This is a genomic window from Methylobacterium radiodurans (assembly GCF_003173735.1).
GTDB lineage: Bacteria > Pseudomonadota > Alphaproteobacteria > Rhizobiales > Beijerinckiaceae > Methylobacterium > Methylobacterium radiodurans.
The window spans coordinates 735,163-760,334 of the sequence record NZ_CP029551.1; the positions used below are offsets into that span (position 1 = coordinate 735,163).

The 25,172-nt window shown below is 72.2% G+C and carries 25 protein-coding genes; 16 read left to right on the forward strand and 9 right to left on the reverse strand.

What is annotated here, in order from left to right:
- Window positions 1-139 precede the first annotated feature (139 nt).
- From oxlT to DK427_RS03245, 4 genes are all read left to right on the forward strand, one after another.
- Window positions 140-1,432, forward strand: a complete 1,293-nt coding sequence (gene oxlT / locus DK427_RS03230; protein ID WP_109950007.1) for an oxalate/formate MFS antiporter — start codon at window positions 140-142, stop codon at window positions 1,430-1,432.
- 191 nt (window positions 1,433-1,623) lie between these two features.
- Window positions 1,624-2,790, forward strand: coding sequence for a glycosyltransferase family 2 protein (locus DK427_RS03235; protein ID WP_109953970.1), 1,167 nt, complete (start codon window positions 1,624-1,626; stop codon window positions 2,788-2,790).
- Window positions 2,772-3,506 (forward strand): class I SAM-dependent methyltransferase, encoded by a 735-nt coding sequence (locus DK427_RS03240; protein ID WP_109950008.1) that lies wholly within the window; start codon window positions 2,772-2,774, stop codon window positions 3,504-3,506. Before DK427_RS03235 ends, DK427_RS03240 begins: the two co-directional genes overlap by 19 nt.
- Window positions 3,503-5,716 (forward strand): hypothetical protein, encoded by a 2,214-nt coding sequence (locus DK427_RS03245; RefSeq protein WP_245930782.1) that lies wholly within the window; start codon window positions 3,503-3,505, stop codon window positions 5,714-5,716. Before DK427_RS03240 ends, DK427_RS03245 begins: the two co-directional genes overlap by 4 nt.
- Before the next feature lie 115 nt (window positions 5,717-5,831).
- Here the strand turns inward: DK427_RS03245 and DK427_RS03250 are convergent, their stop codons facing one another.
- The 4 genes from DK427_RS03250 to dapB form a co-directional block, all read right to left on the reverse strand.
- Window positions 5,832-6,803, reverse strand: coding sequence for a hypothetical protein (locus DK427_RS03250; protein ID WP_109950009.1), 972 nt, complete (start codon window positions 6,801-6,803; stop codon window positions 5,832-5,834).
- Between the two features lie 236 nt (window positions 6,804-7,039).
- Window positions 7,040-7,714 carry an alpha-ketoglutarate-dependent dioxygenase AlkB gene (locus tag DK427_RS03255; protein ID WP_109950010.1) on the reverse strand — a complete coding sequence of 225 codons (675 nt, stop codon included), beginning with the start codon at window positions 7,712-7,714 and terminating at the stop codon, window positions 7,040-7,042.
- Between the two features lie 20 nt (window positions 7,715-7,734).
- Window positions 7,735-8,367 (reverse strand): 2,3-bisphosphoglycerate-dependent phosphoglycerate mutase, encoded by a 633-nt coding sequence (locus DK427_RS03260; protein WP_109950011.1) that lies wholly within the window; start codon window positions 8,365-8,367, stop codon window positions 7,735-7,737.
- Between the two features lie 106 nt (window positions 8,368-8,473).
- On the reverse strand, window positions 8,474-9,271 hold the full coding sequence (dapB, locus tag DK427_RS03265; protein ID WP_109950012.1) for a 4-hydroxy-tetrahydrodipicolinate reductase: 798 nt from the start codon (window positions 9,269-9,271) through the stop codon (window positions 8,474-8,476).
- Between the two features lie 123 nt (window positions 9,272-9,394).
- Between dapB and DK427_RS03270 the strand changes: the two genes are divergently transcribed.
- Entirely contained in the window at window positions 9,395-11,104 is a 1,710-nt protein-coding gene (locus DK427_RS03270) for an ABC transporter permease (RefSeq protein WP_109950013.1), read from the forward strand.
- Here the strand turns inward: DK427_RS03270 and DK427_RS03275 are convergent.
- Entirely contained in the window at window positions 11,101-11,808 is a 708-nt protein-coding gene (locus DK427_RS03275; RefSeq protein WP_109950014.1) for a response regulator, read from the reverse strand. The two genes, DK427_RS03270 and DK427_RS03275, sit on opposite strands and share 4 nt — an antisense overlap.
- Window positions 11,808-12,455, reverse strand: a complete 648-nt coding sequence (locus DK427_RS03280; RefSeq protein ID WP_245930783.1) for a MarR family winged helix-turn-helix transcriptional regulator — start codon at window positions 12,453-12,455, stop codon at window positions 11,808-11,810. Before DK427_RS03280 ends, DK427_RS03275 begins: the two co-directional genes overlap by 1 nt.
- Before the next feature lie 206 nt (window positions 12,456-12,661).
- Here DK427_RS03280 and DK427_RS03285 point away from each other — a divergent pair, with 206 nt between their 5' ends.
- The 8 genes from DK427_RS03285 to DK427_RS03320 all read left to right on the forward strand — a co-directional run bounded on the left by DK427_RS03285 (window position 12,662) and on the right by DK427_RS03320 (window position 20,801).
- Complete coding sequence (locus DK427_RS03285; RefSeq protein WP_109950015.1) at window positions 12,662-13,549, forward strand: branched-chain amino acid aminotransferase; 888 nt, start codon at window positions 12,662-12,664, stop codon at window positions 13,547-13,549.
- A 196-nt stretch (window positions 13,550-13,745) separates the two neighbouring features.
- On the forward strand, window positions 13,746-14,003 hold the full coding sequence (locus tag DK427_RS03290; protein ID WP_109950016.1) for a DUF3072 domain-containing protein: 258 nt from the start codon (window positions 13,746-13,748) through the stop codon (window positions 14,001-14,003).
- A 263-nt stretch (window positions 14,004-14,266) separates the two neighbouring features.
- On the forward strand, window positions 14,267-14,821 hold the full coding sequence (locus DK427_RS03295; RefSeq protein WP_109950017.1) for a SiaB family protein kinase: 555 nt from the start codon (window positions 14,267-14,269) through the stop codon (window positions 14,819-14,821).
- Window positions 14,822-14,831: 10 nt separating this feature from the next.
- On the forward strand, window positions 14,832-15,221 hold the full coding sequence (locus DK427_RS03300) for a DUF1987 domain-containing protein (protein WP_109950018.1): 390 nt from the start codon (window positions 14,832-14,834) through the stop codon (window positions 15,219-15,221).
- On the forward strand, window positions 15,221-16,105 hold the full coding sequence (locus DK427_RS03305) for a GGDEF domain-containing protein (protein WP_109950019.1): 885 nt from the start codon (window positions 15,221-15,223) through the stop codon (window positions 16,103-16,105). Before DK427_RS03300 ends, DK427_RS03305 begins: the two co-directional genes overlap by 1 nt.
- 53 nt (window positions 16,106-16,158) lie before the next feature.
- Window positions 16,159-17,835 (forward strand): PP2C family protein-serine/threonine phosphatase, encoded by a 1,677-nt coding sequence (locus DK427_RS03310; protein ID WP_204165260.1) that lies wholly within the window; start codon window positions 16,159-16,161, stop codon window positions 17,833-17,835.
- 105 nt (window positions 17,836-17,940) lie between these two features.
- Complete coding sequence (locus DK427_RS03315) at window positions 17,941-19,896, forward strand: monovalent cation:proton antiporter-2 (CPA2) family protein (protein WP_109950020.1); 1,956 nt, start codon at window positions 17,941-17,943, stop codon at window positions 19,894-19,896.
- Between the two features lie 158 nt (window positions 19,897-20,054).
- Complete coding sequence (locus DK427_RS03320) at window positions 20,055-20,801, forward strand: DUF937 domain-containing protein (RefSeq protein WP_109950021.1); 747 nt, start codon at window positions 20,055-20,057, stop codon at window positions 20,799-20,801.
- 18 nt (window positions 20,802-20,819) lie between these two features.
- Here the strand turns inward: DK427_RS03320 and DK427_RS03325 are convergent, their stop codons facing one another.
- Complete coding sequence (locus DK427_RS03325; RefSeq protein ID WP_109950022.1) at window positions 20,820-21,044, reverse strand: Flp family type IVb pilin; 225 nt, start codon at window positions 21,042-21,044, stop codon at window positions 20,820-20,822.
- A gap of 234 nt (window positions 21,045-21,278) precedes the next feature.
- On the opposite strand from DK427_RS03325, the gene ispH reads away from it, so the two are divergent.
- The 3 genes from ispH to rnhA all read left to right on the forward strand — a co-directional run bounded on the left by ispH (window position 21,279) and on the right by rnhA (window position 23,815).
- Window positions 21,279-22,283 (forward strand): 4-hydroxy-3-methylbut-2-enyl diphosphate reductase, encoded by a 1,005-nt coding sequence (gene ispH / locus DK427_RS03330; protein ID WP_109950023.1) that lies wholly within the window; start codon window positions 21,279-21,281, stop codon window positions 22,281-22,283.
- 103 nt (window positions 22,284-22,386) lie between these two features.
- Window positions 22,387-23,352 (forward strand): homoserine kinase, encoded by a 966-nt coding sequence (locus DK427_RS03335; RefSeq protein WP_109950024.1) that lies wholly within the window; start codon window positions 22,387-22,389, stop codon window positions 23,350-23,352.
- Window position 23,353: 1 nt separating this feature from the next.
- Window positions 23,354-23,815: a ribonuclease HI gene (rnhA, locus tag DK427_RS03340; RefSeq protein WP_109950025.1), complete on the forward strand. Its 462-nt coding sequence runs from the start codon at window positions 23,354-23,356 to the stop codon at window positions 23,813-23,815.
- A gap of 3 nt (window positions 23,816-23,818) precedes the next feature.
- Here rnhA and DK427_RS03345 read toward each other — a convergent pair whose 3' ends face one another.
- A complete protein-coding gene (locus tag DK427_RS03345) occupies window positions 23,819-24,460 on the reverse strand; it encodes a DedA family protein (RefSeq protein WP_109950026.1) in 642 nt (213 codons plus the stop codon).
- Window positions 24,461-24,561: 101 nt separating this feature from the next.
- Window positions 24,562-25,041 (reverse strand): peroxiredoxin, encoded by a 480-nt coding sequence (locus DK427_RS03350; RefSeq protein ID WP_109950027.1) that lies wholly within the window; start codon window positions 25,039-25,041, stop codon window positions 24,562-24,564.
- Between the last annotated feature and the right edge of the window lie 131 nt (window positions 25,042-25,172).

Here is a 25,172-nt window from a genome sequence, read left to right on the forward strand (position 1 = left end):
TCATTACAAATACTGCATACCAGCGATGCCGCAGGATCTTAGCAAATGATCGCGGACGCTGGGAAAGCATCGACCGGAGGCGCGCCCGGATTATTGTCCGTTCGCGAACCTATTGCCGGCGAGGGAGAAGGAGACGCCCATGACATCCTCCGCCGCAATACGCGCTGAGGCGAGACCCATGGCGGGACGCTGGCTGCAGCTCGGGCTCGGTGTACTCTGCATGGTGGCAGCCGCCAACATCCAGTACGCCTGGACCCTGTTCGTCCCCGAGATTCAGAAGACCTTCGGCTGGGACCGCGCCGCGATCCAGGTCGCCTTCACCATCTTCGTGGTGGTTCAGACCTGGCTCACCCCCATCGAGGGCTACTTCATCGACAAGTACGGCCCCAGCAAGGTGCTGATGTTCGGCGGCCTGATGACGGGCCTGGCCTGGATCGTGAACTCCTACGCGACCTCGCTCACCGGCTTCTACATGGGCTCCATCGTCGGCGGCATCGGCGTCGGATGCGTCTACGCCACCTGCATCAACAACGCCCTGAAGTGGTTCCCGGACCGGCGCGGCCTCGCGGTCGGCCTCACGGCGGGCGGCTACGGTGCGGGCTCGGCGCTCACCATCCTGCCCATCGCCAAGATGATCGATGCGGGCAGCTACGCCCAGGCCTTCTTCACCTTCGGCCTGATCCAGGGCTCGGTGATCATCCTGGCGGCGATCTTCGTGCGCGGCCCGGCCGGCGGTGAGGTCAAGTTCTCCTCGCACGTGCTCCAGACCCGGCGCGACTACACCCTGAAGGAGGCCCTCAACACGAAGGTCTTCTGGGTGATGCTGCTGATGTTCACCTGCACGGTGACCGGCGGCCTGATGGCGGTGGCCCAGCTCGGCGTGATCGCGCAGGACCTCGGGGTGAAGAACTTCCAGGTGAACCTGTACTTCTTCGCCATGGCCGCCCTGCCCTTCGCGCTGATGCTCGACCGCATCATGAACGGCGTGTCGCGCCCGCTCTTCGGCTGGGTCTCGGACAAGATCGGCCGCGAGAAGACGATGTTCATCGCCTTCGCGATGGAGGGTATCGGCATCGTGGCGCTGGGCTACTTCGGCTCGAACCCCTGGGCCTTCGTGATCCTCTCGGGCATCGTGTTCCTGGCCTGGGGCGAGGTGTACTCCCTGTTCTCGGCCACCGCCGCGGACACCTTCGGCTCGAAGCACATCGGCAAGATCTACGGCGTGCTCTACTGCGCCAAGGGCTTGGCCGCCCTGTTCGTCCCGGTCGGCAACCTCCTGATGCAGGCCACCGGAACGTGGTCGACCGTGCTCTACACGGTCGCCATCATGGACCTGACCGCGGCGGTGCTCGCCATCACGGCGCTGCGCCCGATGCTGAAGGCCCACCATGCCCGCAACGGTGTGATGAACCCGGTCTCCGCCGGGCACTGATCCGGCTCTCACGAGACCTGCACGGACGAGATGGGGGCGCGGCGCGAGCCGCGCCCCGTTTCGTTTCGGCGCGGCCCGCCCGGCGCCTACATCCGTCCTTAACCGTGTTTGGCCATCCTGCCCTTCGAGCCGGCTCGGGGCGTCCGCTGCCCGGACCAGCGCGACCGGAACCGTCGGCGCCCGGGGGGATGATGAGGGATGTGGTCGACGCTCCACCGGAGCCGCCCGGGGACCGTCTCGCCCGCGCCGCACGGGAACTGGCGGGCCTGCGCGCGGCCGCCGGGGAGGAGGCGCTGCCGATCGGCATCGTCGTTCCGGTCTACAATGACTGGGCGGCCTTCCGGCATCTCGCCCAGGCGATCGGGACCGTCTGCGAGGCGCGGAACCTGACGGCCGACCTCATCGTGGTGGACGACGGCTCGTGGCAGTGCGGGGACGAGACGCTGCGCGCCGTCGCCGACGCGGGCCTCCGCATCCGCCTCCGGCGGGCGACCCTGGTCGCCAATCTGGGCCACCAGCGCGCGATCGCAGTCGGCCTCACCGTCGCGAGCGCCCGCGCAGCCTCCTACCGCGCCGTGATCGTGATGGACGGGGACGGCGAGGATCGTCCGGAACACATACCGTACCTCCTGGACACGAGTGCGGCCCATCCGGACGCGATCATCTGCGTGCGGCGCGGCCGCCGCTTCGAGGGCGCGCGCTTCGCCCTCGGCTACGCCGTGTTCAAGGCCTTCTTCGTGATCGGGACCGGCAAGACGATCGATTTCGGCCATTACTGCGTGATCCCGCCGCGGGCGCTGGCCCGCCTCGTCCACAGCCCGGCGCTGTGGAGCCACTTCGCCGCGACGCTGCTGCGATCCGGCCTGCCCCTGCACCGCGTGCGCCTGGACCGGGGCACGCGCTACGCGGGCCGCTCCAGCATGAACCTGACCAGCCTGATCCGGCACGGGCTCAACGCGATCGCGGTCTTCGAGGACGTCTGCCTCGTCCGGCTCCTGATCGCTCTCGGGCTCTTCTCCGGCGGCCTCGTCGCCGCGCTGGTCGCGGTGGTCGCGATCCGTTTCGGCACGGATATGGCCGTGCCGGGCTGGGCCACGAGCGCGGCCGGCCTGCTCCTCGTCGCGCTGCTTCAGGCGATCCTCCTCGCGCTCGCCTCCGCGGCCTCGCACCTCAACCGGCGGTCCCTGTCCGAGGTGGTGCCGGCCCGTGAGGCGGAGCGCTTCCTGGTTTCCCGCGCGGATCCGGTGCAGCGGCCCTCCCCGCCCGCCCAGGGGGCGCCGCCGGACGAGGCAGCTGGGCAAGGGATGGCATGGCAAGACGCGGCATGGGAACGGACGACATGGAAAGCGGCCTCCTGACCGCGGACGGCTACGTCGGCACCGAACTCGACCTCTTCGCCGCGGCCCGATCCTGGAAGGCCTATTGGTCGCGCGAGATCGCGCCGTTCCTGCGCGGCCGGGTGCTCGATGTCGGGGCCGGGCTCGGCGCGACCGCGGAGGTCCTGGCTCGCCGGCCCGGCGTGACGCACTGGACCTGCCTCGAACCGGACCGCCGCTTCGCCGCAGCCGTCGACGCGAAGGTGGCGGAGGGGACGCTGCCGGCGCATGTCCGCGCCTGCCAGGGCACGCTCGCGTCCTTGGGCGCCGCCTGCGCCGCCGCGGGGCCCTACGACGCGATCCTCTACATCGACGTCCTCGAACACATCCGGGAGGACCTGGCGGAACTCGCGCGGGCGGCGGCGGCTCTCGCCCCGGGCGGCACCCTCGTGGTGCTCGCACCCGCCCATCCCCGCCTCTACTCGCCCTTCGACGCGGCGATCGGGCACGAGCGGCGCTACACCCGCGCCAGCCTTCGGGCGATCGCGCCCGGGGGTCTGAGGCTCGTGCGGCTGCGCTATCTCGACAGCGTCGGCCTGGCCGCATCCTTCGCCAACGCCGCGCTCCTGCGTCAGGCGATGCCGACGTCCCGGCAGATCGCCGTCTGGGACCGGCTGATGGTGCCCCTCTCGCGCCGTGTCGATCCGCTCATCGGCTACCGGGCGGGCAAGTCGGTCCTGGCGGTGTGGACGCGATGACGGCCGGCACCGGCCCGCTCGCCGGGCGGGCGGCGATCTCCGGCGGAGCTCCGTCGAGGAGCCGTCGGTCACGGGCCGGCGCTGAGATCGGTCACGCTCTCCTGGCCGCCTGCCTCGCCGCCGCGACGGCGGCGATTCCCCTCCTGCACGAGCCGAGCTTCTACTTCAGGGACGATGCCCAGTCCTACTTCCTGCCCGGCTTCCTCGAGATCGCGCGGCTGATCCGGTCGGGGGAGTGGCCGTTCCTCACGCCGCGCCTGTTCCAGGGCGGCGCGTTCCTCGCCGAGTACCAGTACGGCGTGTTCAACCCGGTCTGCCTCGCGCTCTACCGCGTGCTCGACGGCTTCGAACGCCTCGACAGAGCGGCCGCCTTCTACGCCGTCTTCCATATCGGCCTTCTCGGCGCGGGCACCTACGCGCTCGGGCGCAGCATCGGCACCGGTCGGCCCTTCGCCGTGCTCGGCGGCCTCGCCGGCGCCACCTGCCTCGGCCTCATCGCCTGGGGCGCGGTGAGCTGGGTGCCGGGCCTCGTCAGCGCGGCCTGGCTCGCGTGGGCTGCCGCCTTCCTGATCTGGGCCGGGCGGGACAGCCGCCTCGTCCCGCCCGCGGCCCTGGCGGTCTTCCTCGTGGTGGCGAGCGGCTGGCCCTTCGCGGACGCGGCCCTGCTGGCGGGTCTGGCGGCGGGCGTGGCCGCGGGGGCGTTCGCCGGCGCGGACCGGCGTGCCGGCCTCCGGGCCGTGCTGGCGGCGGGCCTCGGCTTCGCGCTCGCGGCGCCCGCCTGGATGCCGCTCGCGGCCGCGATCGGCAGCTCCGCGCGGCTGGCGGAATCGTTCGACCCGCACCAGTGGCAGACACCGCTCCCGACGCTCGTCGCGATCGGCGCGCCGGTCTTCCCGCAGGCCTGGATCAGCTTCGGCGGCCTCTCGCTCGTCGTCTCGCCGCCGATGCAGTACGTGGGCTGGTGGATCCCGGTCGCCATGCTGCACGGCGCGTGGCCGCGGCTGCGCGGGCCGGCCGGCACCGGTGCCGCTCTCCTCCTCGCCGCGATCCTCGTGCTCGGCCTCCTCGCCGCGGCGCCGGGCGTGTCGCAGCTGCGCTGGCCCTTCCGTTTCCTGCCCTACTTCCAGATCGGCTGCGCGGTTCTGGGGGCGTGGTTCCTCGGCCAGCCGGGGCACGTCTGGTCCGCCCGCCGAACGTCGGCGCTGATCCTCGGCACCGGCGTCCTCGCTGGCCTCCCGCTCATCGATGCGATCGGCGTGAACCTCCTGCTTCTCCTGCCGGTGGTCCTGGTCGTGCTGATCGTCCTCCGCCACGGGGGGCCCCGAACCCGGATGGGGCTGATCGCCATCGGGGTGAGCCACATCGCCATCTTCGCAGCATTGACCAAGGTCTTTCCGGGCAACAGCCAGTTCCCGGACTGGCGGCCGCCGATGGAGCGGGCGGCCTACCGCGGCGAGCCCGGTCCGCGGCAGGGCGACACGGCGCTGCTCCTGTTCGAGCGGGCCCTGTTCAGGAGGCTGGACATCCGCGATGCCCCGGCCGGCCTGTATCTCGCCTTCCCGCAGGGCAACACCGCGCTCTACACCGGCAACGCCGCGATCGCCGGCTACTCGCCGATGCGCGGCCTGGGCTTCGGGGCCCTCTGTATGGATTATATCGGGGGGTCCTGCCTCGACGCGGCCGAGCGCTGGACGCGCCCGGATCCCGTGACCGGTGCGAGCACCCTCGATCTCGCCCGTGTGACGCGGGTCACGGCGCAGGCGGGTGCGCGTGCCGAGGCCTTCGCGGCCGTGGCCGGCCCGGGCTGGACCCACCGATCCGTCGAGAGCGGGATCCTGTTCGAGCGGATGCTGCCAGGCCTGCCCGGCACGCTGTCGCGCCTGCCCGAAGGGTCGGAGATCAGGACGGCGGCGGAGGATGTGCGGGAGGCGCGCTACGGGCTGGCCGGCTCGGGCGGCCGCATCGTATGGGCGCGGGCCTGGTACCCGGGCTACGAGGCCGTGTGGAACGGGCAGCCGCTCACCGTCGAGATCGTCAACGCGATCCTGCCGTCCGTGGTGATTCCGGCAGGGAGCGGCGACCTGGTGCTCCGCTATCGGCCGCGTGGCCTCGGCCTCGGCCTCGCGCTGGCCGCACTCGCCCTCGCGGCGATCGCAGCGACCGCGTTCTGGAGGTCGTGGCCGCGCCGGACGACCCGCCGGACACCGTGACGGCTGCCAAGCCCTCGGCGGATAGGAGAGGGCCGTTGCTCCGGATGCCCGGGGCAGGTGACGGCAAACCGGAGGTCGCCGGCACGCGCCGCGGATGTCCCCTCGACGCGTCCCGCTACTTGATCTGCACGCTGTCGACGACTTGGCGGAACTTCGCCAGCGTGTCGTCCCGCTGGTCGTCCCGCACGATGCCGACCGCGCGCAGGTACCCGTCCGGAGCGAAGCGGATGGTCTGGGCCACCACGATGGGCTTGTTCGAGGGGACATCGACGGCGCGGGCCACGATCTCGTGCCAGTCCACGCCGTTGCGGCGGTAGCTCTGGGCGCGCTCGATGACGAAGTCCTTCATGGTCTGGTTCGCGTAGAGCGCGCTGCGGGCGAAGCCGTCGCGCTGCTCCGCCGTCGGCGGCTGCTGGACCGCCTGGGCGAGCACCAGGATCGGCTGCTCCATGCTCGTCATCTGGTCCTTCGGGCCCTCGGTCAGCAGCACCGAGTTGCCGGCCAGCACGCGCACCGGGCGGAACCCGGCGGGATCGTTGATGCGGAAGGGCAGCGCGTCGACCTGCTGGGCGAGCGTCAGGGCTGGGCGGATCGTCACGTTGGTGATCAGCGCCCGCAGGCTCGCCTCGGTCTCCGCGTCCGGCAGCGCCTGGGCGACGATCATGCCCGTCACGCTCGGATCGCCGACGAGGAGCAGGAGCTTGCGGACGGTGGGGCCCTCCGTGCCCGGGGTGCTCGGCTGCTCGCCGGTGAACAGCATCCCTTCCGCCTCGCCGATCTTCATCGGCTCGCGCTTCTCCACGGCGAAGCCCTGCGCGAGGAGGTTGGCGTCGGTGAAGTTCGTGACGAGTTCCGCGAAGGCGCTCGGGGGCAGCTCCACCACCGTGAGCGTGGCGCCGCCCTCGCGCCGCTCGAACCCGGTGAAGCGGCGCGAGGGCACCATGTCGGCGGGCGGCTGGAAGCCGAAGCGGGAGCCCGCCGGGTAGACGACGTCGGCCGCGCGGGCCGGAAGGCTCCCCGGCGGCGCCGACAGCGCCAGAACGAGCCCGACGACCCCCAGATTCTGCGTGATATGCCGCAAGCGCATCGGAACCTGACTCTTCGGATCGGGCCTCGCTGAACGAGCGCCCTCGTCGTAGTGCGTCGGTCCCTGGCCGGCCGCTGTCAAGCGGCGGCCCCCGGGCTGCGACCATGATGGCGCCGACGAGCCGCGGTGCGCCCGGTCCGACACCGGCGCCGGTGGAGAAGACCGCAAGATCCCGGGCGATGGCGCGTCCGGGGAGACGGGCGCGATGATCCCGCCGGTTCTCGGCAGCGCTACGGTCACGGCTTCGCGGCTACCGGACCGGCAACAGGCGGGCTCACCCGCCGGGCGGTGAGGTTGAGGCGCCAGCCCGCCGGCAGTTCCGGTAGGGCCGGCTCGCCGGGGTCGAGCAGGTCGCCCGCGGCGAGGACGCGGTCGATCCCGTGGAAGATCAGCCGCGAGGGGCCGCCGATCACGAGCGCGTCGCCGGCTCGCAGCCGGATCGAGCGGGACGGATCCGTGCGCTTCAGGCCGCCGTAGCGGAACAGGGCGGGCGCACCGAGCGAGAGCGAGAGCACGGGTGCCGTGAGGTCCCGCTCGTCCCGGTCCTGGTGCAGGCCCATCCGGGCCTCCGGACCGTAGAGGTTGATCAGGCAGGCCTCGGGCGGTGCCGCGTAGCCGGCGAGCGCCGCCCAGGCCCGCAGCACGGTGGGCGGCAGCGGCGGCCAGGGTGCCCCGGTCTCCGGGTGCTGCGGCTGGTAGCGGTAGCCGGCCGCGTCCGAGACCCAGCCGAGCGGCCCGGCATTCGTCATGCGCACCGAGAAGGGCTTGCCGGTGCGCGGCATCCGGGGCGTGTAGGCGGGCGCCGCGGCGAGCACCGCCGCGACCTCCGCCTGCAGCGCCGCGCGCGAAGCCGCGTCGAGCCAGCCGGGGTGGTGGACCAGCCCCGGCGCCAGCGCGATCCCCGGCTCCATCCCTCTGCCCGGGTGCCCGCTCAGACGTCGATGTCCCGCTCCAGCACCGACTTGGCGGCGACCGTGGTGTCCGAGGCCAGCCGGTAGACCAGCGGCACGCCGGTAGCGATCTCGAGCCCCGCGATGGTCTGGGTCGTCATATGGTCGAGCACCATCACGAGGGCGCGCAGCGAGTTGCCGTGGGCGGCCACCAGCACCCGGTCGCCCGCCATCACGCGGGGCAGGATGCGTTCGATGTAGAAGGGCAGCACGCGGGCGGCCGTGTCCTTCAGGCTCTCGCCGCCGGGCGGCGGCACGTCGTAGGAGCGGCGCCAGAGATGGACCTGCTCGGCCCCCCAGCGCTCGCGCGCGTCGTCCTTGTTGAGGCCCGACAACTCGCCGTAGTCGCGCTCGTTCAGCGCCTGCGAGCGGATCACCTCGATGTCGCTGACGCCCATCTCCTCCAGCATCAGCGCGCAGGTGCGCTGCGCCCGGCCGAGGTCGGAGGTGAAGGCGACGTCGAAGCCGTAGCCCTCGCTCTTCAGCCAGCGGCCGGCCTTGCGGGCCTCCTCGACGCCGAGGGCGGTGAGGTCCGGGTTGCGCCAGCCCGTGAACAGGTTCTTGAGGTTCCACTCGCTCTGGCCGTGCCGAGCGAGGACGAGCAGGCGCTCCATCGATCCGTATCCTTCGTGCCGCCGGTCCGTCCGGCTTCGCTGCGGCGCTCCTAGCAGAGCCGGGGCCGCCGACCCAAGCGGAGGCGGGGTGCGGCCACGGCCCGGCTTACAGCCCCAGCACGTCTGTCATCGTGTAGAGGCCCGGCGGCTTCGGATGGGCCCAGAGCGCCGCCTTCACGGCGCCGCTGGCGAATAGCGCCCGGTCCTCCGCGTGGTGGCTGATGGTGATGCGCTCGGAGGGGCCGGCGAAGACCACGCTGTGGTCGCCCACCACGCTGCCGCCGCGAAGCGTCGCGAAGCCGATGTCGCCCGGCCGGCGCGGGCCGGTATGGCCGTCGCGGGTCGAGACGCGCACCTCCGCGAGGTCCACGCCGCGGCCCGCGGCCGCCGCCTCGCCGAGCAGAAGCGCGGTGCCCGAGGGCGCATCGACCTTGTGGCGGTGGTGCATCTCGGCGATCTCGATGTCGAATTCCTCGCCGAGCGAGGCCGCGACCCGGCGCACCAGCTCGGCCACGAGGTTGACGCCGAGCGACATGTTGCCCGAGCGCACGATGCGGGCGTGGAAGGCGGCCGCCCGCAGGGCCGCCAGATCCTCCTCGGAGAGCCCCGTGGTGCCCACCACGTGGACGATGCGGGCCTGCGCGGCGAGCTCGGCGTAGAACACGGTGGCGGCGGGCGCCGTGAAGTCGAGGACGCCGTCGGTGGCTGCGAAGGCGGCCAGCGGATCGTCGGTGACCGGGACGCCGAGCGGCGGCAGGCCGGCGAGCGTGCCCGCATCCTGGCCCAGCACGTCGGCGCCCTCGCGCTCGATCGCGCCCGAGAGGGTGCAGCCCTCTGCCTGGGCCACGGCCCGCACCAGCATCCGCCCCATGCGCCCGCCGGCGCCGACCACAACGAGCCGCATGTCGTTTCCCTCAGAACCGGAGCCGGGTTACAGGCTCGCTCCCGGGCTGCCAAGGCGAGCGATCATGTCGAGCCGTCGCGCCGGGGCCCGGGAGGAAGGATGGCGGTGCCGTCGAATGCTGGGATGATCGCAGCCGAGCCCGTCGTCCGCCCCCTGCCCCGGCGCCCCGGCACCCTCCGGGCACGCGCCTCCGCCCTGCTCCTCGGCCTGGCCGCCCTAGCGGTCGCGACCCTGGTGCTGAGCCCGGTCGTCTCGCTGGCCCACGCCGCGCTCCAGGGCACGGGCGAGCTGTGGCCGCATCTCTGGGCCTACGTGCTGCCCCAGGCCCTGTGGCAGACGGGCGCCCTCCTCCTCGGCGTCGGGCTCGTGGTGACGGTGGTCGGCACCGGCGCCGCCTGGCTGGTTGCGGCCTACGAGTTCCCGGGCCGGCGCCTCCTCGAGATCGGCCTGCTGCTGCCGCTCGCGGTGCCGACCTACATCGTGGCCTACGCCTATCTCGACCTCCTGCACCCGCTGGGGCCGGTGCAATCCACCCTGCGCGATCTGCTGGGCCTGACGCGCCCGCGCGACCTGCCCTTCCCGGAGATCCGCTCGTTGCCGGGCTGCATCCTGCTCCTGGGCTTCGTGCTCTACCCCTACGTCTACCTGCCGACCCGCGCGCTGTTCCGGATGCAGGCGGCCAATCTCATGGAGGCGGCGCGCACGCTCGGCGGGCGCCCCGCCACCACGTTCCGCCGGGTCGCCCTGCCGCTCGCCCGGCCGGCGATCGCGCTGGGCACGAGCCTCGCCCTGATGGAGGCGCTGAACGACATCGGCGCGGCCGAGTTCCTGGGCGTGCGGACGCTCACCGTGCAGGTCTACGCCACCTGGATCAACCGCTCGGACCTCGCGGGCGCGGCGCAGATCGCGCTGGTGATGCTGGCCCTGGTGCTGGTGCTGGTCGCGGCCGAGCGGCGCGCCCGCCGGGGCCGGAGCTTCGCGACCGCGGCGCAGCGGCCCCGCCGGATGGCCCGCCTGCCGCTCTCGCGGCGCGCGGGTCTGGCCGCACTCGGGCTCGGCCTCCTGCCGGTGGCCTGCGGCTTCCTGATCCCGGCGGGCTTCCTCGGCTACGGTGCCGCCGCGCGCGTCCTGCGCACCGGGATCCCCGCGCGGCTGGCCGGCGAGATCGCCAGCACGGTGCTCTACGCGGGCGTCGCGACGCTGATCGCCGCAGCCATCGGCTTCCTGGTGGCGGCGAGCCCCCGGCTGCTGGCCCGCAAGAGCTGGGGGCCGGGCCTGATCCGGATCGCCGGGCTCGGCTACGCGCTGCCCGGCACCATCCTGGCGATCGGGCTGCTCGGGCCACTGGCGCTGGCGGACGGCGCCCTCGCGGATGCGGGACAGGCGCTGTTCGGCGCCGCCCCGGCCCTCGTCGGGCTCGGCACGGGGGGTGCCCTGGTCACCGCCTATCTGGTGCGCTTCCTCGGCATCGCGGTCGGCACCAGCGAGGCGGGTCTGGCGCGGCTGCCCGGCACCCTGCCGGACGCGAGCCGGCTCCTCGGGCGGGGCCCGCTCGGCACGCTCCGGCGGATCCAGCTGCCGCTCGCTTGGCCGGCGCTCCTCAGCGGGGCGCTCCTCGTCTTCGTCGATTGCGCCAAGGAATTGCCCGCGACCCTGCTGCTGCGCCCGCTCAACGTCGAGACCCTGGCAACCCACCTCTACGGCGAGGCGGCCCGGGGCACCTACGAGGACGGCACGGTCGCCGCGCTGCTGATCGTGCTGGTGGGATTGATCCCGGTGGCACTGATGCTGCGGGTGGATACGCGGGAGCGCAGAACCGACAGAGCCGGCTAATCGACGGCCAGCCTGTAGCCGACGCCCCGCACCGTCTGCAGCAGCAGGGGGTTGGCCGGATCGACCTCGATCTTCCGGCGCAGGCGGTTGATCTGCACGTCGACCGCCCGCTCGGCCACGGCGCCCACGCCGCCGGAGAGCTGCTCGCGCTCGACGTTGCCGCCGGCCGCCGCGGCCAGGATCGTCAGGAGTTCCCGCTCGCGCTCGGTGATGCGGATCACCTCCTCGCCGCGCCGCAGCTCGCCCCGGTCGGGCCGGAAGACGAAGGGGCCGAAGGTCACGGGCTCGGTGCCGTTCGCGGGGCGCGCCGCCTGCGAGCGGTTGATGATGTTGCTCAGTCGCAGCGTCAGCTCGCGCGGCTCGAAGGGCTTCGGCAGGTAGTCGTCGGCGCCGATCTCCAGCCCCATGACCCGGTCGTTGGTGTTGGAGCGGGCGGTCAGCATCAGGATCGGGACCCGCGAGGTCTCGCGCACGCTGCGGGCGTAGTCGAAGCCGTTCTCGCCCGGCATCATCACGTCGAGCACCATCGCGTCGAACAGCAGGCTCTGGGCCTTGGCCCGGGCCTCGGCCGCGCTCGCCGCGCTCGTCACGCGAAAACCCTGGTCGGCAAGATAGCGGGAGAGAAGCTCGCGCAGGCGCCGGTCGTCGTCGACGACGAGCACGTGCGGGGCGGATTCGGGCAGCTCGGCGCGCGCGGCTCCCATCAGGCGGCGTCCTGCCCGAGGATCTTCTCGTCCATCGGGTCGCCGGTCTCGCCGATGCCCTCGCCGATGCCCTCGCCGATGCCCTCGCCGATGCTTTGCTCGCCGACGCCTTGGCCGCGCCGGGCCATCAGGCGGCGCACCGCCGCGCGCTCGTCGGGCTCGATCATCGCGAGCAGGAAGGCTTCGGGCGACCCGCCGGCGCCGCCCGGCATGGCGAGCGCCCGGGCGAGGCGCCGGGCCTGCACCCGGGTCAGCTCGGCGGCGAGCGTCGCCCCGGAGCCGGAGCAGAACAGCAGGCGCTGGCGCCGGTCGCTCGTGCCGGTGCGCTGCACGATGTAGCCCTGCTCGATCAGGTCCTTGAGGACGCGGTTGAGGCTCTGCTTGGTGATGCGCAGGATGTCGAGGAGTTCGGCGATCGTCAGGCCCGGGTAGCGATCGACGAAGTGCAGCACCCGGTGATGCGCACGGCCGAAGCCGTACTCGGCCAGGATCCGGTCGGGGTCGCCGACGAAGTCGCGGTAGGCGAAGAACAGGAGTTCGATCAGGTCGTCGCTGCTGCAGGCCGTCTCGCGCGGGCTCGCCGCGGCGCCGGCCAGCTCCCCGGCGGCGTCCACGGTCCGGTCTGCGCGCGGCGGCTCGCGTGTCACGTCTCTGTCGATCCCGATATAAGTCAGTCTCGTTGACATATTTCAGCCCGGTTGGTACCCGTCAACCCTGCCCGGCCGGGCGATCCGGCCGGCGCGAGCCAGCCTCGCGGATTCGGCGCTTGACGGATCCGCCCCACCCGGCGCACCCCGCGTTCCGCCAGACATGCCCGGCCCTCCGGAGGGCCGCCACCAGGAAGACCCTGCCGATGTCCGTCATCCCGTTCGACCAGCGTGAAGGCACCATCTGGTTCGACGGCGCCATGGTGCCGTGGCGGGAGGCGAAGATCCATGTGCTGAGCCACGGTCTCCACTACGGTTCCTCGGTGTTCGAGGGCGAGCGGGCCTACGGCGGGCGGATCTTCAAGAGCCTGGAGCACACCAAGCGCCTGCACCGCTCGGCCGAACTCCTCGACTTCAAGATCCCGTTCTCGGTCGAGGAGATCGAGGCGGCCAAGCAGCTCGTCCTCAAGACCAGCGGCCTCAAGGACGCCTATCTGCGCCCCGTCGCGTGGCGTGGCTCGGAGATGATGGGCGTCTCGGCCCAGGGCAACACGATCCATCTCGCCATCGCGGCCTGGGAATGGCCGAGCTACTTCGACGCCGCCACCAAGATGAAGGGCATCCGCCTCGACATGGCGGAGTACCGCCGCCCCGATCCCCGCACGGCGCCCTGCGCCTCGAAGGCGGCGGGCCTCTACATGATCTGCACGATCTCGAAGCACCGGGCCGAGAACCGGGGCTACGCCGATGCGCTGATGCTCGACTTCGAGGGCAACGTCGCCGAGTGCACGGGCGCCAACGTCTTCTTCGTGAAGGACGGCGTGATCCACACGCCCACCGCCGACCGCTTCCTCAACGGCATCACGCGCCAGACCGTGATCGAGCTGGCCCGCCGCCGCGGCGTCGAGGTGGTCGAGCGCCGCATCGCGCCCGAGGAGATGGCGGACTTCTCCGAGTGCTTCATCACGGGCTCGGCCGCCGAGGTCACGCCGGTCTCCGAGATCGGGCCCTACCGCTTCACCCCGGCCGCCCTCACCAAGACGCTGATGGACGACTACCTCGCCGAGGTGCAGCCGAAGGCCGAGGCCGCCTGAGGGGCCGATCCCTTCACTCCCGCCGGCCCCGCGCGATCTTCCTCCCCCCTCCGCGGGGTAGGGAGCGCGTCGGGCATGGTCGACCTCGCCCTGGTGAGGGGCGGCTCGCAGCCATCCCCCGCCGTCTCGCGGCCGCCGGGAACCCCCAAACGCCGGTCGCGTTGATAGGAACATTTCAAGAACGAAAGGTTCCCTCATGGCCAAGGCCGCCGCGAAGAAAGCCGCCGACACGCACGACGCCAACCCCAAGACCGACCCGAAGGATGTCTCGAACCAGATCAAGGATCCGGACCAGTGGACGACCGGCGGCGAGCCGATGACCGGTGCGCAAGCCTCCTATCTCAAGACCTTGTCGGAGGAGGCCAAGGAGCCGGAAGCCTTCGACCCTGAGCTCGACAAGGCGGAAGCCTCGAAGCGCATCGACGCCCTGCGTAAGGAAGCCGGCCGCGCCTGAGACCATCCGGCGCTCGCGCGCCGGCCGGACGCGCGTCGGCCAGCGCGGGTGCGCCTTCCCGCTCCTTCCCGCTTGAAGCACAATCTTTGTGCACTCTGCTCTGATCATGGGCTTGCACGTTGCAATCGAAATCTTGGCCTAGACTTGCGCGTTACAACCTCAGGGACTGGGAGTAAGAATTCGTTGAGAGATCCGGGCTATGGATGGGAGCATGCCCGGTCGAGGGCCGCGCGCCATCGCGCGTCCCGCTCTCGGAGGTTCCCGTGCTCGCACACGATTTCCTGTCGTTCCACGAGGCCGCCAAGCGGAACGGGGTGATCCTGTCCTTCGGCGGCGACCTCTCCGAAAGCGTGCTGTTCTCGCTCGGCGAGGTGCTGAAGCTGCGCATGCGCCAGGAGGAGACCGATGCGGGCGTGGCCAAGCGCGTCTTCGCGATCTTCGTCGAGCAGGCCCAGAACGTGATCCGCTACTCCGCCGACCGCATCCAGCCCGAGGCCGAGCCGCGTCCCGGCCGGGTCAGCAGCGGCATGATCGTGGTCGGCACCGAGGGTGAGCGCTTCTTCGTGGTCTGCGGCAACGAGGTCGGCAACGCCGAGGTACCACGCCTGCGCGAGCGGCTCGACCACCTGTCGGGCCTCTCGGGGGACGCGCTGAAGCAGTTCTACCGGGAGAAGCTGCGGCAGGCGCCGGACGAGGGCAGCCTCGGCGGCAGCATCGGCCTGATCGAGATTGCCCGACGCTCCAGCGCCCCGGTCGAGTACGACTTCCAGGCGACCGGCGCCGACCGCAGCCTGTTCTGCCTCAAGGCCTATATCTGAGGCCCGCCCGATGACGCGCATCCAGATCGCCGCGACCGACCGCTCGCCCGAGGTCGATTTCGACCTCGCCGCCGGCCGCCTGTCGCTGCGCGGCGAATCCTATCCGGAGGATGCCGCCGCCTTCTACGGGCCGCTGCTCCAAGCCCTGCGCGCCGATCTGGCCGAGGGGGGCCGAGCCCCCCTCACCTTCGAGGTCGGCCTCGCCTATTTCAACTCGTCGAGTGCCAAGGCGCTGATGAACCTGTTCATGCCGCTGGAGGACGCCGCCGCCGCGGGCCGGCCGGTCACGATCCGCTGGCTCTACGCCGAGGGCGACGACACGATCGCGGAGGCCGGCGAGGATTTCGCCGCCGATTTCGAGCACGCGGCCTTCGAACTGGTGATGGAGGCGCAGGTCTGATGCCCGGTAGCCGCGCCGCCGCGCTCAAGCGCGCCCAGGAGGCCGTCCTGCGTCCCGCGGGGGATCCGCCGCGCTCCACCGGACATTCGGCCGGGCATGAGGACGGCTTCAGCCTGTTCGACGCCGAAGAGGCCATTATCGGCCGCGCCGACGTGATGCTAGCGCGCCTCTCCGAGATGGCCGAGGGGGTCCAGGAACTCGCCGGCGCCTATCGGCGTGGGACGCGCGAGCAGCGCCGGCTCGTGCGGATGAGCGACCGCATGCAGCTCGACCTGCAGCGGGCCAACCAGCGCATGGCCGAGCAGCAGCGCGAACTCCAGGCCCTCAACGCGGCGCTCTCCGCCGAGATCGAGCACCGTGGGCGCCTCGAGGCGGAGCTGCGCCGCCTCGTCGACACCGACCACCTTACCGGCGCGCTGACGCGCCGCCGCTTCCTCGAGATCGCCGAGCGGGCCTGGCCGCGCACGGCCGGCGACGCCTGCCTGCTGGTGCTCGACCTCGACCGGTTCAAGCGCATCAACGACGGCCACGGCCATGCGGCGGGCGATGCCGCGCTCGTCGCCTTCGCGGCGACCTGCCGGGGGGCGCTGCGCGCGGGCGACGCCTTCGGCCGCATGGGCGGCGAGGAGTTCGCGGTCCTGCTGCCGGAGACCGGCCCGGCCGAAGGCCTCGCCCTCGCCGAGGGCCTGCGCCGCGCCGTGGCGGACACGCCCGTGCCCACCGAGGGCGGCATGCTCGCGATCTCGGTCAGCGTCGGTCTCGCCGCCTCCGCTGTGGGCGAGCCGCTGACCGAGGCCCTGAAGCGGGCCGACGAAGCGCTCTACGGGGCCAAGGACGGCGGCCGCGACCGGGTCCGGTGCGCCGAGAGCCGCGGGACGGACTGAGGCTCCCGCGCGACCCCGTTCGAGAACCCTCCGAGACGGTCAGGGAAGATCCCATGAGCAGCGCCGAGAGCAGCGCCGAGATCCCCTCCCCGGCGGCCCGGCGCGGCGGCCTGCGCGGTGCCGGGCCGATGCGGCGCGAGGACCTGCTGGACAATCTCGGCTTCGCCGACGTCCCGGCCGACGTGGCGGACGCGACCGCGATCATGGCCCCGGGCGCCCTGCGCGGGGCCGCGCGCGGTCACGATCTCGACAGCCTGACCCGCACGCTGTTCCTGCGGATCTACCCCGTCATCGCCGCGGTGGTGCTGCTGACCCAGGCCGGGATCGCCTGGGTCAACTACACCGACCAGATCCGCCTCTACACCGACCGGGCGAACATCCTGGCCTCGCTCACCGCCTCGGCCATCGCCCGGCCCGGCTGGGAGCGGGCGCCCGAGATCTTCGGGCCGCAGCTCCAGGCGCTCGCCCGCGATCCCGCCTTCCGCTACGCTGCCCTGCGCGACGGGGCCGGCACGCTCCTCGGCAGCGCGGGCGAGCGGCCGCAGGGGCGGGACTGGAACCGCGTTCAAGTGAGCGCGACGCTCGACGCGGCCGGTGACCGGTCCGGCAACCTCACGCTGGTGCTCTCCGCCGAGGCGTTGCGCGACAACGCCGAGCGGCAGGCGCTGCTCGCGCTCGGCACCAGCCTGGTGCTGATGCTGGCCTTCGTGGCGACGCTCAACCGTACCGTGCGCCGCCACGTCGTCGCGCCGCTGAAGCGCCTGCTCGTGGCGATGCGCAAGGTCGAGCACAAGCGCTGGACCACGGTCGATCTCGGCGGCGCCTACCGGCCGAGCAACGAGATCGACGCGATCTCCCAGGCCTTCAACAGCATGGTCGAGGGCCTGCAGAGCGGCGACGAGGCCAAGCGCCTGCTCCAGGCGCTGGAGCAGGCGCACGCCCAGCTCGAGACGGCCAACCGCCAGGTGATCGAGAGCATCGGTTACGCCCGCCGCATCCAGGCCTCGGTCCTGCCGGAGCGCACGGCCCTCGGCGGAAGCGTCGCGCTCGCCGTGCTGTACCAGCCGCTGCACCTCGTGGGCGGCGACTATTACTGGCTGGAGGAGATCGACGGCCTCTCGGTGATCGTGGTGGCGGACTGCACCGGCCACGGTGTGCCCGGCGCCTTCCTGACCCTGATCGTCGCCACCGCCCTCGACCGGCTGCTGCACGAGCGGGGCCTGCGCTCGCCCGCCGCGATCCTGGCCGGCCTCGACGCGATGGTGCGCGCCCAGCTCCGCCAGGACGGGCGCGGCGCCGAGTCCGACGACGGCCTCGATTGCGGCATCTGCGTCTGGGATCCGGCCGGGCGCAGCCTGCTCTTTGCCGGCGCGGGGCTCTCGCTCACGGCGATCCGGGACGGCGCCGTCGCGCAGGTTCGCGGCGGCCGGCGCGGCCTCGGCTATCCGCGCACCGGGCGAGAGGCGCTGCCCGAGGCCGACACGCCCGTGGCCGTCGAGCCCGGCACGACCTTCTACCTGATGACCGACGGCGTCACCGACCAGATGGGCGGCGCGCCCGGCGAGCGCCCGAGGCTCATGGGCCAGCGCGGCGTGGCCGAGCGCCTTCTCGCCCGCGCCGACGACGATCTGGACGCGCAACTCGCCGGGCTGGAGCAGGACCTGGCGGCCTACCGCGGCAGCCAGCCCCGGCGGGACGACATGACCCTGGTGGCCTTCCGGCTCCCCTGAGGCCCTGGCGTGACGTACGGCACCCGTCGGGCGCTCGCGCCGGGACGGCGGCCGGGCTAAGGGTTGGGCGCCTCCGCAGCCGACCCCGAGGTTTTTGCGCCCGCCATGGCAAGTCCCGCCGAACACGCGAGCTTCCTGCCGCCCGTCCTCACCTTCCTGTCGGCGGCAGTGATCGGCGTGCCCCTGTTCCGCCTCGCCGGGCAGAGCGCGGTGCTGGGCTACCTCGTGGCCGGCGTGCTGATCGGCCCCTCCGGCCTCTCGCTGATCGCCGAGCCCGGCACCGCCGCGAGCGTCGCGGAGATCGGCGTGGTGCTGCTCCTGTTCATCGTCGGGCTGGAGCTGCACCTCTCGCAGCTCGTCTCGATGCGGCGGGACATCTTCGGCCTCGGCACACTCCAACTTGCCCTCTGCGCCCTGGTGCTGGGGAGCGCCGGGATGCTCGCAGGGATCGGCCTCGGCGCCAGCGCCGTCATCGGCATCGCGCTCGCCCTCTCGGCGACGGCCGTCGCCCTGCAGCTCCTGGAGGAGCGGGGCGACCTCGGCACCGCCTACGGCAGCCGCGCCTTCGCGGTGCTGCTGTTCCAGGATCTCGCCGTCGTCGGCATCCTGGCGCTGATGCCGCTGATGGCCTCGGCGGGCGGGGGCGGCGACGCGCCCTGGCTCGGCGACGCCGCGCTCTCGACCGCCAAGGCGCTCGGGGCGATCGTCGCCGTGGTGCTGGTCGGCCGCTACGGCCTCAACCCGTTCTTCCGCCTGCTCGCAGCGTCCGGCGCCCGCGAGGTGATGACCGCCGCCGCCCTCCTCGTCGTGCTCGGCACCGCGCTCGTGATGCAGGAGGTCGGCCTCTCGATGGCGATGGGGGCGTTCCTCGCCGGCATCCTGCTCGCCGAGTCGAACTTCCGCCACCAGCTGGAGGCCGATATCGAGCCCTTCCGCGGCATGCTGCTCGGCCTGTTCTTCATGAGCGTGGGCATGTCGATCGACGGTGCGCTGGTGCGGGCGGTCTGGCCGGCTCTGTTCGGCGCGACCGCGGCCGCGATCCTGGTGAAGGTCGCGCTGGTGGCGGCCCTCTTCCGCCTGTTCGGCTCCGGCCCGCTCGACGCGGTGCGGGGCGCCGCCGTGCTGGCGCCGGCGGGCGAGTTCGCCTTCGTGCTCCTGCCGCAGGCGGAGGGGCTGGGGCTGACCGACGCCACGAGCACCCGCTTCGCCGTGGCGCTGGCCGCCCTCACCATGCTGGTTGGGCCGGTGGCGGCGAAGGGTCTCGACAAGGCGCTCGACGCCCTGCGCGCCCGGTCGGGCGGTCCGGACCTTCCCACCACCGACGTGATCGAGAGCGCCGAGACGCGGGTGCTGGTGATCGGCTTCGGCCGCTTCGGCCAGATCCTGACCCAGGTGCTGCTCGCCGAGGGCATCGCCGTCACGGTGATCGACAAGGACGTGGAGCAGATCCGCTCGGCCTCGCGCTTCGGCTTCCGGATCTACTACGGCGACGGCACCCGCCTCGACGTGCTGCGCGCGGCCGGTATCGGCCGGGCCGAACTCGTCTGCATCTGCGTGGACGACGCGGAGGCCGCGCTGAAGATCGTCGACATCGTGCACGAGGAGTTCGCGAACGTGCGCACCTACGTGCGCGCCTACGACCGCATGCACGCCGTCGAGCTGATGAACCGGGACGTCGACTTCCAGCTGCGCGAGACCTTCGAGTCGGCGCTTCAGTTCGGGCGCGCCACCCTGGAGGGGCTGGGCCTGCCGGCGGAGGCCGCGGCCGCCCGCGTCGAGGACGTGCGCAAGCGCGACGTCGCCCGCCTCGTTCTGCAGCAGGCCGGCGCGCTGCCGGATGGCAGCGGCTGGCTGCGCGGTACGGCACCCGCCGAACTGAAGCCCGAGCCGCTGACCGCCCCGCAGCGCCCGGCCCGTGCGCTGAACGCGGAGACCCGCGACATCATCGGCCACGACCGGCGCGAGGCCGCCGAGCGCCTGCTGGAGCGCCCTCCCCGGGACCCCGAGGCGGCGCCGGAGGAGGAGGTGCTGCTGGCGCGCGCGGAGGATCGGCGCGAATAGGTGAGGATGGGCTCAGCCCCCGTAGCCGTCCGCCTCCGTTCCGGCCCGACGCGTTCTGGTCATCGGGTGCCCGACAGGGCAGACTTGCGCTTTGGACGGGACGGCCCGCAGCGCGGGATCGGCCCGGCTCCGCGTCGGTATCAGCGAGGCCCCAGGCCATGTTCAACCCGCTCGACATGCTGCAGGGTCCTGGTGCTGCCGGGATGCAGGGCGTCGCCCAGCAGTTCGGCCTCAGCCCCGAGCAGACCCGCCGCGCCCTCGAAGCCCTGCTGCCGGCCTTCGCGATCGGGCTGCAGCGCATGGGGTCGAACGATCCCACCGGCTTCGCCAACCTCTTCGGCCAGCCGATGCTGACCCAGGCGGTACTCCAGCAGGCCTCGATGGCGAGCGGCGTGGGCGCGCAGGTGCTGCGCCAGATGCTGCCGATGATGGCGGGCGCCGTGGTGGCGAGCATCGTCCACATGCTGCTGAACCCGCCGGCCGCCCCCTCGCCCGCTCGGGAGCCGGCCCAGCCGCCGCAGGCGGCCGCCGGCTTCCCGATCAACCAGGCCTGGATCGAGATGATGAAGGCCTTCCTGCCGCCCGCCGAGGCGCCGGCCGCGCAACCGGCGCGACCCGCGACCCGCGGGACCCGGACGGAGGCGCGCCCGCAGGGCGCGCGGGCCGGGCATACCGGACCTGCGGATCCGAAGGCTGCCGGGCAGGATCTCCTGCAGCAGCTGCTCCAGACGGGCGCGGAGGTGCAGCAGCAGAACGTGCGGGCGATGCAAAGCCTGTTCGACGCCTTCTGGAGCGAGGGCGCGCGCGCAACCGCCGCGCAGCAGGCCGCCGCGAAGCCCGAGGCGGCCGGTTCGACCCCGCCGAAGCCCGCCGGCCGAACCCCGCCGAGGACCGGGAGCGCTTGAGACCGCCTGCCGGCGGCGTCACTGGACCTGGGCGGCGGTCGCCCCGATGCGGCCGTAGACGTCGTTCATCTTCGTGCCGTAGAGCTTGATCGTCCCGGCGGCGACCGCGAAGATCAGCGCACCGATCATCGCGTATTCCATGGCCGTGCTGCCGCGCCTGTCGCGCGCGAAGGCGCCGATCCGGTTCGGCTCCCTGCCGCCCCGCTCCGTCGCTGCGGTCCGCTCTGCTCCGGTCGGCACCATGGAAGTCCGTCTGCCGGCCTGGATGGCCGCGTGCACAAGCTAGACGGTACAACCTTGCGGATGCATTAAGGACACCGGTCGGGGGAGTGGCCTGAGGATCGGCCCGGGCCGCGCCCGATCTGTCGCCGGAGCACCACGCCGCCCGCGCAATCGTGCCCTGCGCCGCCCGCGCGCGCGCGCTTTCGCGGGGCCCGCCTGTTGACAGAACGGGCCTGCCCTCGCCACATCCGGGCCATGAGCGCCGACATCACGAATCCCGACGCGGCTGCGGCCGGTACCAAGCCCCCGCTGGAGATCCTGCTCGCGGCACCGCGCGGCTTCTGCGCCGGCGTGGTGCGCGCCATCGACGTGGTGGAGCGCGCTCTCGCGATCTACGGGCCGCCCGTCTACGTCCGGCACGAGATCGTCCACAACAAGTACGTGGTCGAGAGCCTGAAGCGGAAGGGCGCCGTCTTCGTGCGCGAGCTCGACGAGGTGCCCGACAGCGGCGCGCCGGTGATCTTCTCCGCCCACGGCGTGGCCAAGACCGTGCCGGCCAACGCCGTCGAGCGCGGGCTCACCACCATCGACGCGACCTGCCCGCTGGTGACCAAGGTCCACCGCGAGGCCGAGATCCATCACAAGCGCGGGCGTCACGTCCTGCTCGTCGGCCATTCGGGCCACCCCGAGGTCGTCGGCACCATGGGCCAGCTGCCCAAGGGCTCGATCACGCTGGTCGAGGACCTCGACCAGATCGCGGCCCTGGAACCCGAGAACCCGGACAACCTCGCCTGGGTGACGCAGACCACGCTCTCGGTGGACGACACCCGCCACATCGTGGACGCGCTCAAGCAGAAGTTCCCGAACATCACCGGGCCGCACAAGGACGACATCTGCTACGCCACCACCAACCGCCAGGAGGCGGTGAAGCAGATCGCGCCGCTGGTCGATGCGCTGATTGTGGTGGGCTCGTCCAACTCCTCGAACTCGCAGCGCCTGCGCGAGGTCGCCGAGCGGGTCGGCTGCCCGATCACCCGCCTGATGCTGCGCGCCGAGGAGATCGACTGGCCGGCCTTCGAGGGCGTGAAGAAGCTCGGCCTCACCGCCGGCGCCTCGGCGCCCGAGGTGCTGGTCGAGGAGATCATCGACGCCTTCGCGGCCCGCTACGAGGTCACGGTCGACACCGTCTCGACGGTGGTCGAGGACATGGTGTTCCCGCTGCCGCGTGAGCTGCGCAGCGAGGCGGCGGCCGCCGAATAGGCCGGCCAGTTCGTCAGAGACCCACGGGGCACGGTATTTCGAGGGGCGCCCGACCGGCGCCCCTCTTCCGTATGGACGCATCCCAACCGAACGAGCGCAGCGCGTGGCCGTCTACACCGAGGTACCCGACGCGGAGCTGAGCGCGTTCCTTGCCGCCTACGAGATCGGCACCCTGCTCTCCTACAAGGGCATCGCCGAGGGGGTGGAGAACACCAACTTCTTCCTGCACACCACGGCCGGCAACTTCATCCTCACCCTCTACGAGAAGCGGGTGAACGAGGGCGACCTGCCCTTCTTCCTGAACCTGATGGAGCACCTCGCCCGGCGCGGGCTCGCCTGCCCGCAGCCGGTGCGCAACCGCTCGGGGGAGGCGCTCGGCCGCCTCTGCGGCCGGCCGGCCGTGATCGTGACCTTCCTGGAGGGCGTCTCCGTCAAGGCGCCGGGTGTCGACCATTGCGCGGCTCTCGGCCGGGCGCTCGCCGAGCTGCACGCGGCGGGGCGCGACTTCGGCATGAGCCGCGCCAACAGCCTCTCGGTCGGGGCCTGGGGGCCGCTCTTCGCGCAGGCGGGGTCCCAAGCCGACGCTGTCTCGCCGGGGCTCTCCGAGCGCACCCGCGCCGACCTCGCGCTCCTCGAAACCTCCTGGCCGACCGGGCTGCCCGGCGGGGTGATCCACGCCGATCTCTTCACCGACAACGTGTTCTTCATCGGCGACGCGCTGTCGGGCCTGATCGACTTCTACTTCGCCTGCACGGACGCCCTCGCCTACGACCTCGCGATCTGCCTCAATGCGTGGTGCTTCGAGGATGCGGGCCGGACCTTCCGGAAGGACATGGCCGCCGCGCTGATCGCCGGCTACGAGGCGGTGCGGCCGCTGGAGCCCGCCGAGGTCGAGGCCCTGCCGGTCCTCGCCCGCGGGGCGGCGCTCCGCTTCATGCTGACCCGGCTGGTGGACTGGCTCAACGTGCCGCCCGGCGCCCTGGTGCAGCCGAAGGACCCGCGCGAGTACGACCGGCGCCTCACCTTCCACCGTCAGGCGCGGGACGCCCGCGATTACGGCCGCGGCTGAGATGAGCGACGCCCGCGCGCCCGCTAGCGTGCGCATCTACACGGACGGCGCCTGCTCGGGAAACCCGGGCCCCGGCGGCTGGGGGGCGATCCTGCTCTACGGAGACCAGGAGCGGGAGATCTCGGGCGGCGAGGCTCACACCACCAACAACCGCATGGAGCTGCTCGCGGCGATCGAGGCGCTGGAGGCCCTGAAGCGGCCCTGCCGGGTCGATCTCTTCACCGACTCGCAGTACCTGCGCCAGGGCGTGACCGCCTGGATCCATAACTGGAAGGCGCGCGGCTGGCTCACCGCCGACCGCAAGCCCGTGAAGAACGAGGATCTCTGGCGCCGCATCGACGCGGCCCGCCAGCGCCACGAGGTGGTGTGGCACTGGGTGAAGGGCCACGCCAGCGACCCGCTGAACAACCGGGTCGACGCGCTGGCGGTCGCCGCGATGGCGCCGTTCCGCAAGCGCGGTTGAGCCTCAGGCGAGAGGCCCCGGGATCGCGGCCTCGGCCTGCGCCCGCAGGCGGGTCTCGTGTCGGCGCACGAACAGCCAGAGCGCGAGCCCGCCGAAGATCACCAGCGCGAGAAGCGCGAGGCCGACCGGCCCGGCGATCCGCTCGATCGAGCGGCCGCAGAGATACGAGCCCACCCCCATCGCCGCCGCCCAGACCAGGCCGCCAAGTCCGTTGAAGAGCATGAAGCGCCGGGCATCGAGCCGGTTCACGCCGGCCAGCACCGCCGCGTAGGCCCGCAGCATCGCGGTGAAGCGGCCGAAGAACACGATCTTGCCGCCGTGCTCCCGGAACAGGTACTGGCCGAGCTTGAGCCGGCCGTGGTCGAGGGCGACGAGGTGGCCGTAGCGCAGCAGGAGCGGCATGCCCCATCGGCGCCCCGCCCAGTAGCCGAGATTGTCGCCCAGGATCGCCGCGGAGGCCGCCGCCAGCACGATCAGCCCGATGTTGAGCTGCCCTGTGCTGCCCGCGTAGACGGCCGAGGAGATCAGGGCCGTCTCGCCGGGCAGCGGCACGCCCGCGCTCTCCAGGGTGATGATCGTGAAGATCGCGAGGTAGCCGTAGCTCGTGATCAGATCCGCGATCGGCAGATCGTGAAGGAAGGACACGCGTCGGGATCCCGTTCGGTTGCGGTTCAACCGAGCGTCGCGACCCGAACGTGGCCTTTCGAGGGCGGCCCGGGGCGACGCGTCGCCCCGGAGGACCGGCCTCAGATCACCTTGAGGAGAGCCTCGGCGCCGGAGATCTCCGCCTTGGAGGGAGATTCCTCGATGTTGAGCACCCGCACCACGCCGTCCTCGACCAACGCGGCGTAGCGCTTCGAGCGGATGCCGAGGCCGAAGCCGGTGCCGTCCATCTCCAGGCCGATCGCCTTCACGAAGTCGGCGTTGCCGTCGGCCAGGAACTCGATGCTCTCGGCCCCGCTGGCCTTGGCCCAGGCGTCGAGCACGAAGACGTCGTTGACGGCGGTCACGGCGATCGCGTCGATGCCGCGCGCCAGGATCTCGTCCCGGTGCGTGACGAAGCCCGGCAGGTGGTTGCGGTGGCAGCTCGGCGTGAAGGCGCCCGGCACCCCGACCAGCACGACGCGGCGGCCCTTGAACACGTCGTCCGTGGTCTTGGCCGCGGGGCCGTCCGGGCCGTTCACGCGGAACGTCGCCTGGGGCAGGTGATCGCCGACCTGAATCATCGCCGTCTCCGTCGTCTCGAAACTGCCACGCTTGCGCGGATCGCCGTTGAACTAGGGCCAAGGGCTGTCACTGTCGAGCCGGACTCGGTGGCCCGGCACGGCGGCCGAGCCCGTTCTGCCTGCCCGCCGCG

Excerpts from the sequence above, each read along its gene's own strand:
- oxlT (WP_109950007.1), top strand. The coding sequence starts at position 140 with ATGACATCCTCCGCCGCAATACGCGCTGAGGCGAGACCCATGGCGGGA.
- DK427_RS03235 (WP_109953970.1), top strand. The coding sequence starts at position 1,624 with ATGAGGGATGTGGTCGACGCTCCACCGGAGCCGCCCGGGGACCGTCTC.
- DK427_RS03240 (WP_109950008.1), top strand. The coding sequence starts at position 2,772 with ATGGAAAGCGGCCTCCTGACCGCGGACGGCTACGTCGGCACCGAACTC.
- DK427_RS03245 (WP_245930782.1), top strand. The coding sequence starts at position 3,503 with ATGACGGCCGGCACCGGCCCGCTCGCCGGGCGGGCGGCGATCTCCGGC.
- DK427_RS03250 (WP_109950009.1), bottom strand. The coding sequence starts at position 6,803 with ATGCGCTTGCGGCATATCACGCAGAATCTGGGGGTCGTCGGGCTCGTT.
- DK427_RS03255 (WP_109950010.1), bottom strand. The coding sequence starts at position 7,714 with ATGGAGCCGGGGATCGCGCTGGCGCCGGGGCTGGTCCACCACCCCGGC.
- DK427_RS03260 (WP_109950011.1), bottom strand. The coding sequence starts at position 8,367 with ATGGAGCGCCTGCTCGTCCTCGCTCGGCACGGCCAGAGCGAGTGGAAC.
- dapB (WP_109950012.1), bottom strand. The coding sequence starts at position 9,271 with ATGCGGCTCGTTGTGGTCGGCGCCGGCGGGCGCATGGGGCGGATGCTG.
- DK427_RS03270 (WP_109950013.1), top strand. The coding sequence starts at position 9,395 with ATGATCGCAGCCGAGCCCGTCGTCCGCCCCCTGCCCCGGCGCCCCGGC.
- DK427_RS03275 (WP_109950014.1), bottom strand. The coding sequence starts at position 11,808 with ATGGGAGCCGCGCGCGCCGAGCTGCCCGAATCCGCCCCGCACGTGCTC.
- DK427_RS03285 (WP_109950015.1), top strand. The coding sequence starts at position 12,662 with ATGTCCGTCATCCCGTTCGACCAGCGTGAAGGCACCATCTGGTTCGAC.
- DK427_RS03290 (WP_109950016.1), top strand. The coding sequence starts at position 13,746 with ATGGCCAAGGCCGCCGCGAAGAAAGCCGCCGACACGCACGACGCCAAC.
- DK427_RS03300 (WP_109950018.1), top strand. The coding sequence starts at position 14,832 with ATGACGCGCATCCAGATCGCCGCGACCGACCGCTCGCCCGAGGTCGAT.
- DK427_RS03305 (WP_109950019.1), top strand. The coding sequence starts at position 15,221 with ATGCCCGGTAGCCGCGCCGCCGCGCTCAAGCGCGCCCAGGAGGCCGTC.
- DK427_RS03310 (WP_204165260.1), top strand. The coding sequence starts at position 16,159 with ATGAGCAGCGCCGAGAGCAGCGCCGAGATCCCCTCCCCGGCGGCCCGG.
- DK427_RS03315 (WP_109950020.1), top strand. The coding sequence starts at position 17,941 with ATGGCAAGTCCCGCCGAACACGCGAGCTTCCTGCCGCCCGTCCTCACC.
- DK427_RS03320 (WP_109950021.1), top strand. The coding sequence starts at position 20,055 with ATGTTCAACCCGCTCGACATGCTGCAGGGTCCTGGTGCTGCCGGGATG.
- DK427_RS03325 (WP_109950022.1), bottom strand. The coding sequence starts at position 21,044 with ATGGTGCCGACCGGAGCAGAGCGGACCGCAGCGACGGAGCGGGGCGGC.
- ispH (WP_109950023.1), top strand. The coding sequence starts at position 21,279 with ATGAGCGCCGACATCACGAATCCCGACGCGGCTGCGGCCGGTACCAAG.
- rnhA (WP_109950025.1), top strand. The coding sequence starts at position 23,354 with ATGAGCGACGCCCGCGCGCCCGCTAGCGTGCGCATCTACACGGACGGC.
- DK427_RS03350 (WP_109950027.1), bottom strand. The coding sequence starts at position 25,041 with ATGATTCAGGTCGGCGATCACCTGCCCCAGGCGACGTTCCGCGTGAAC.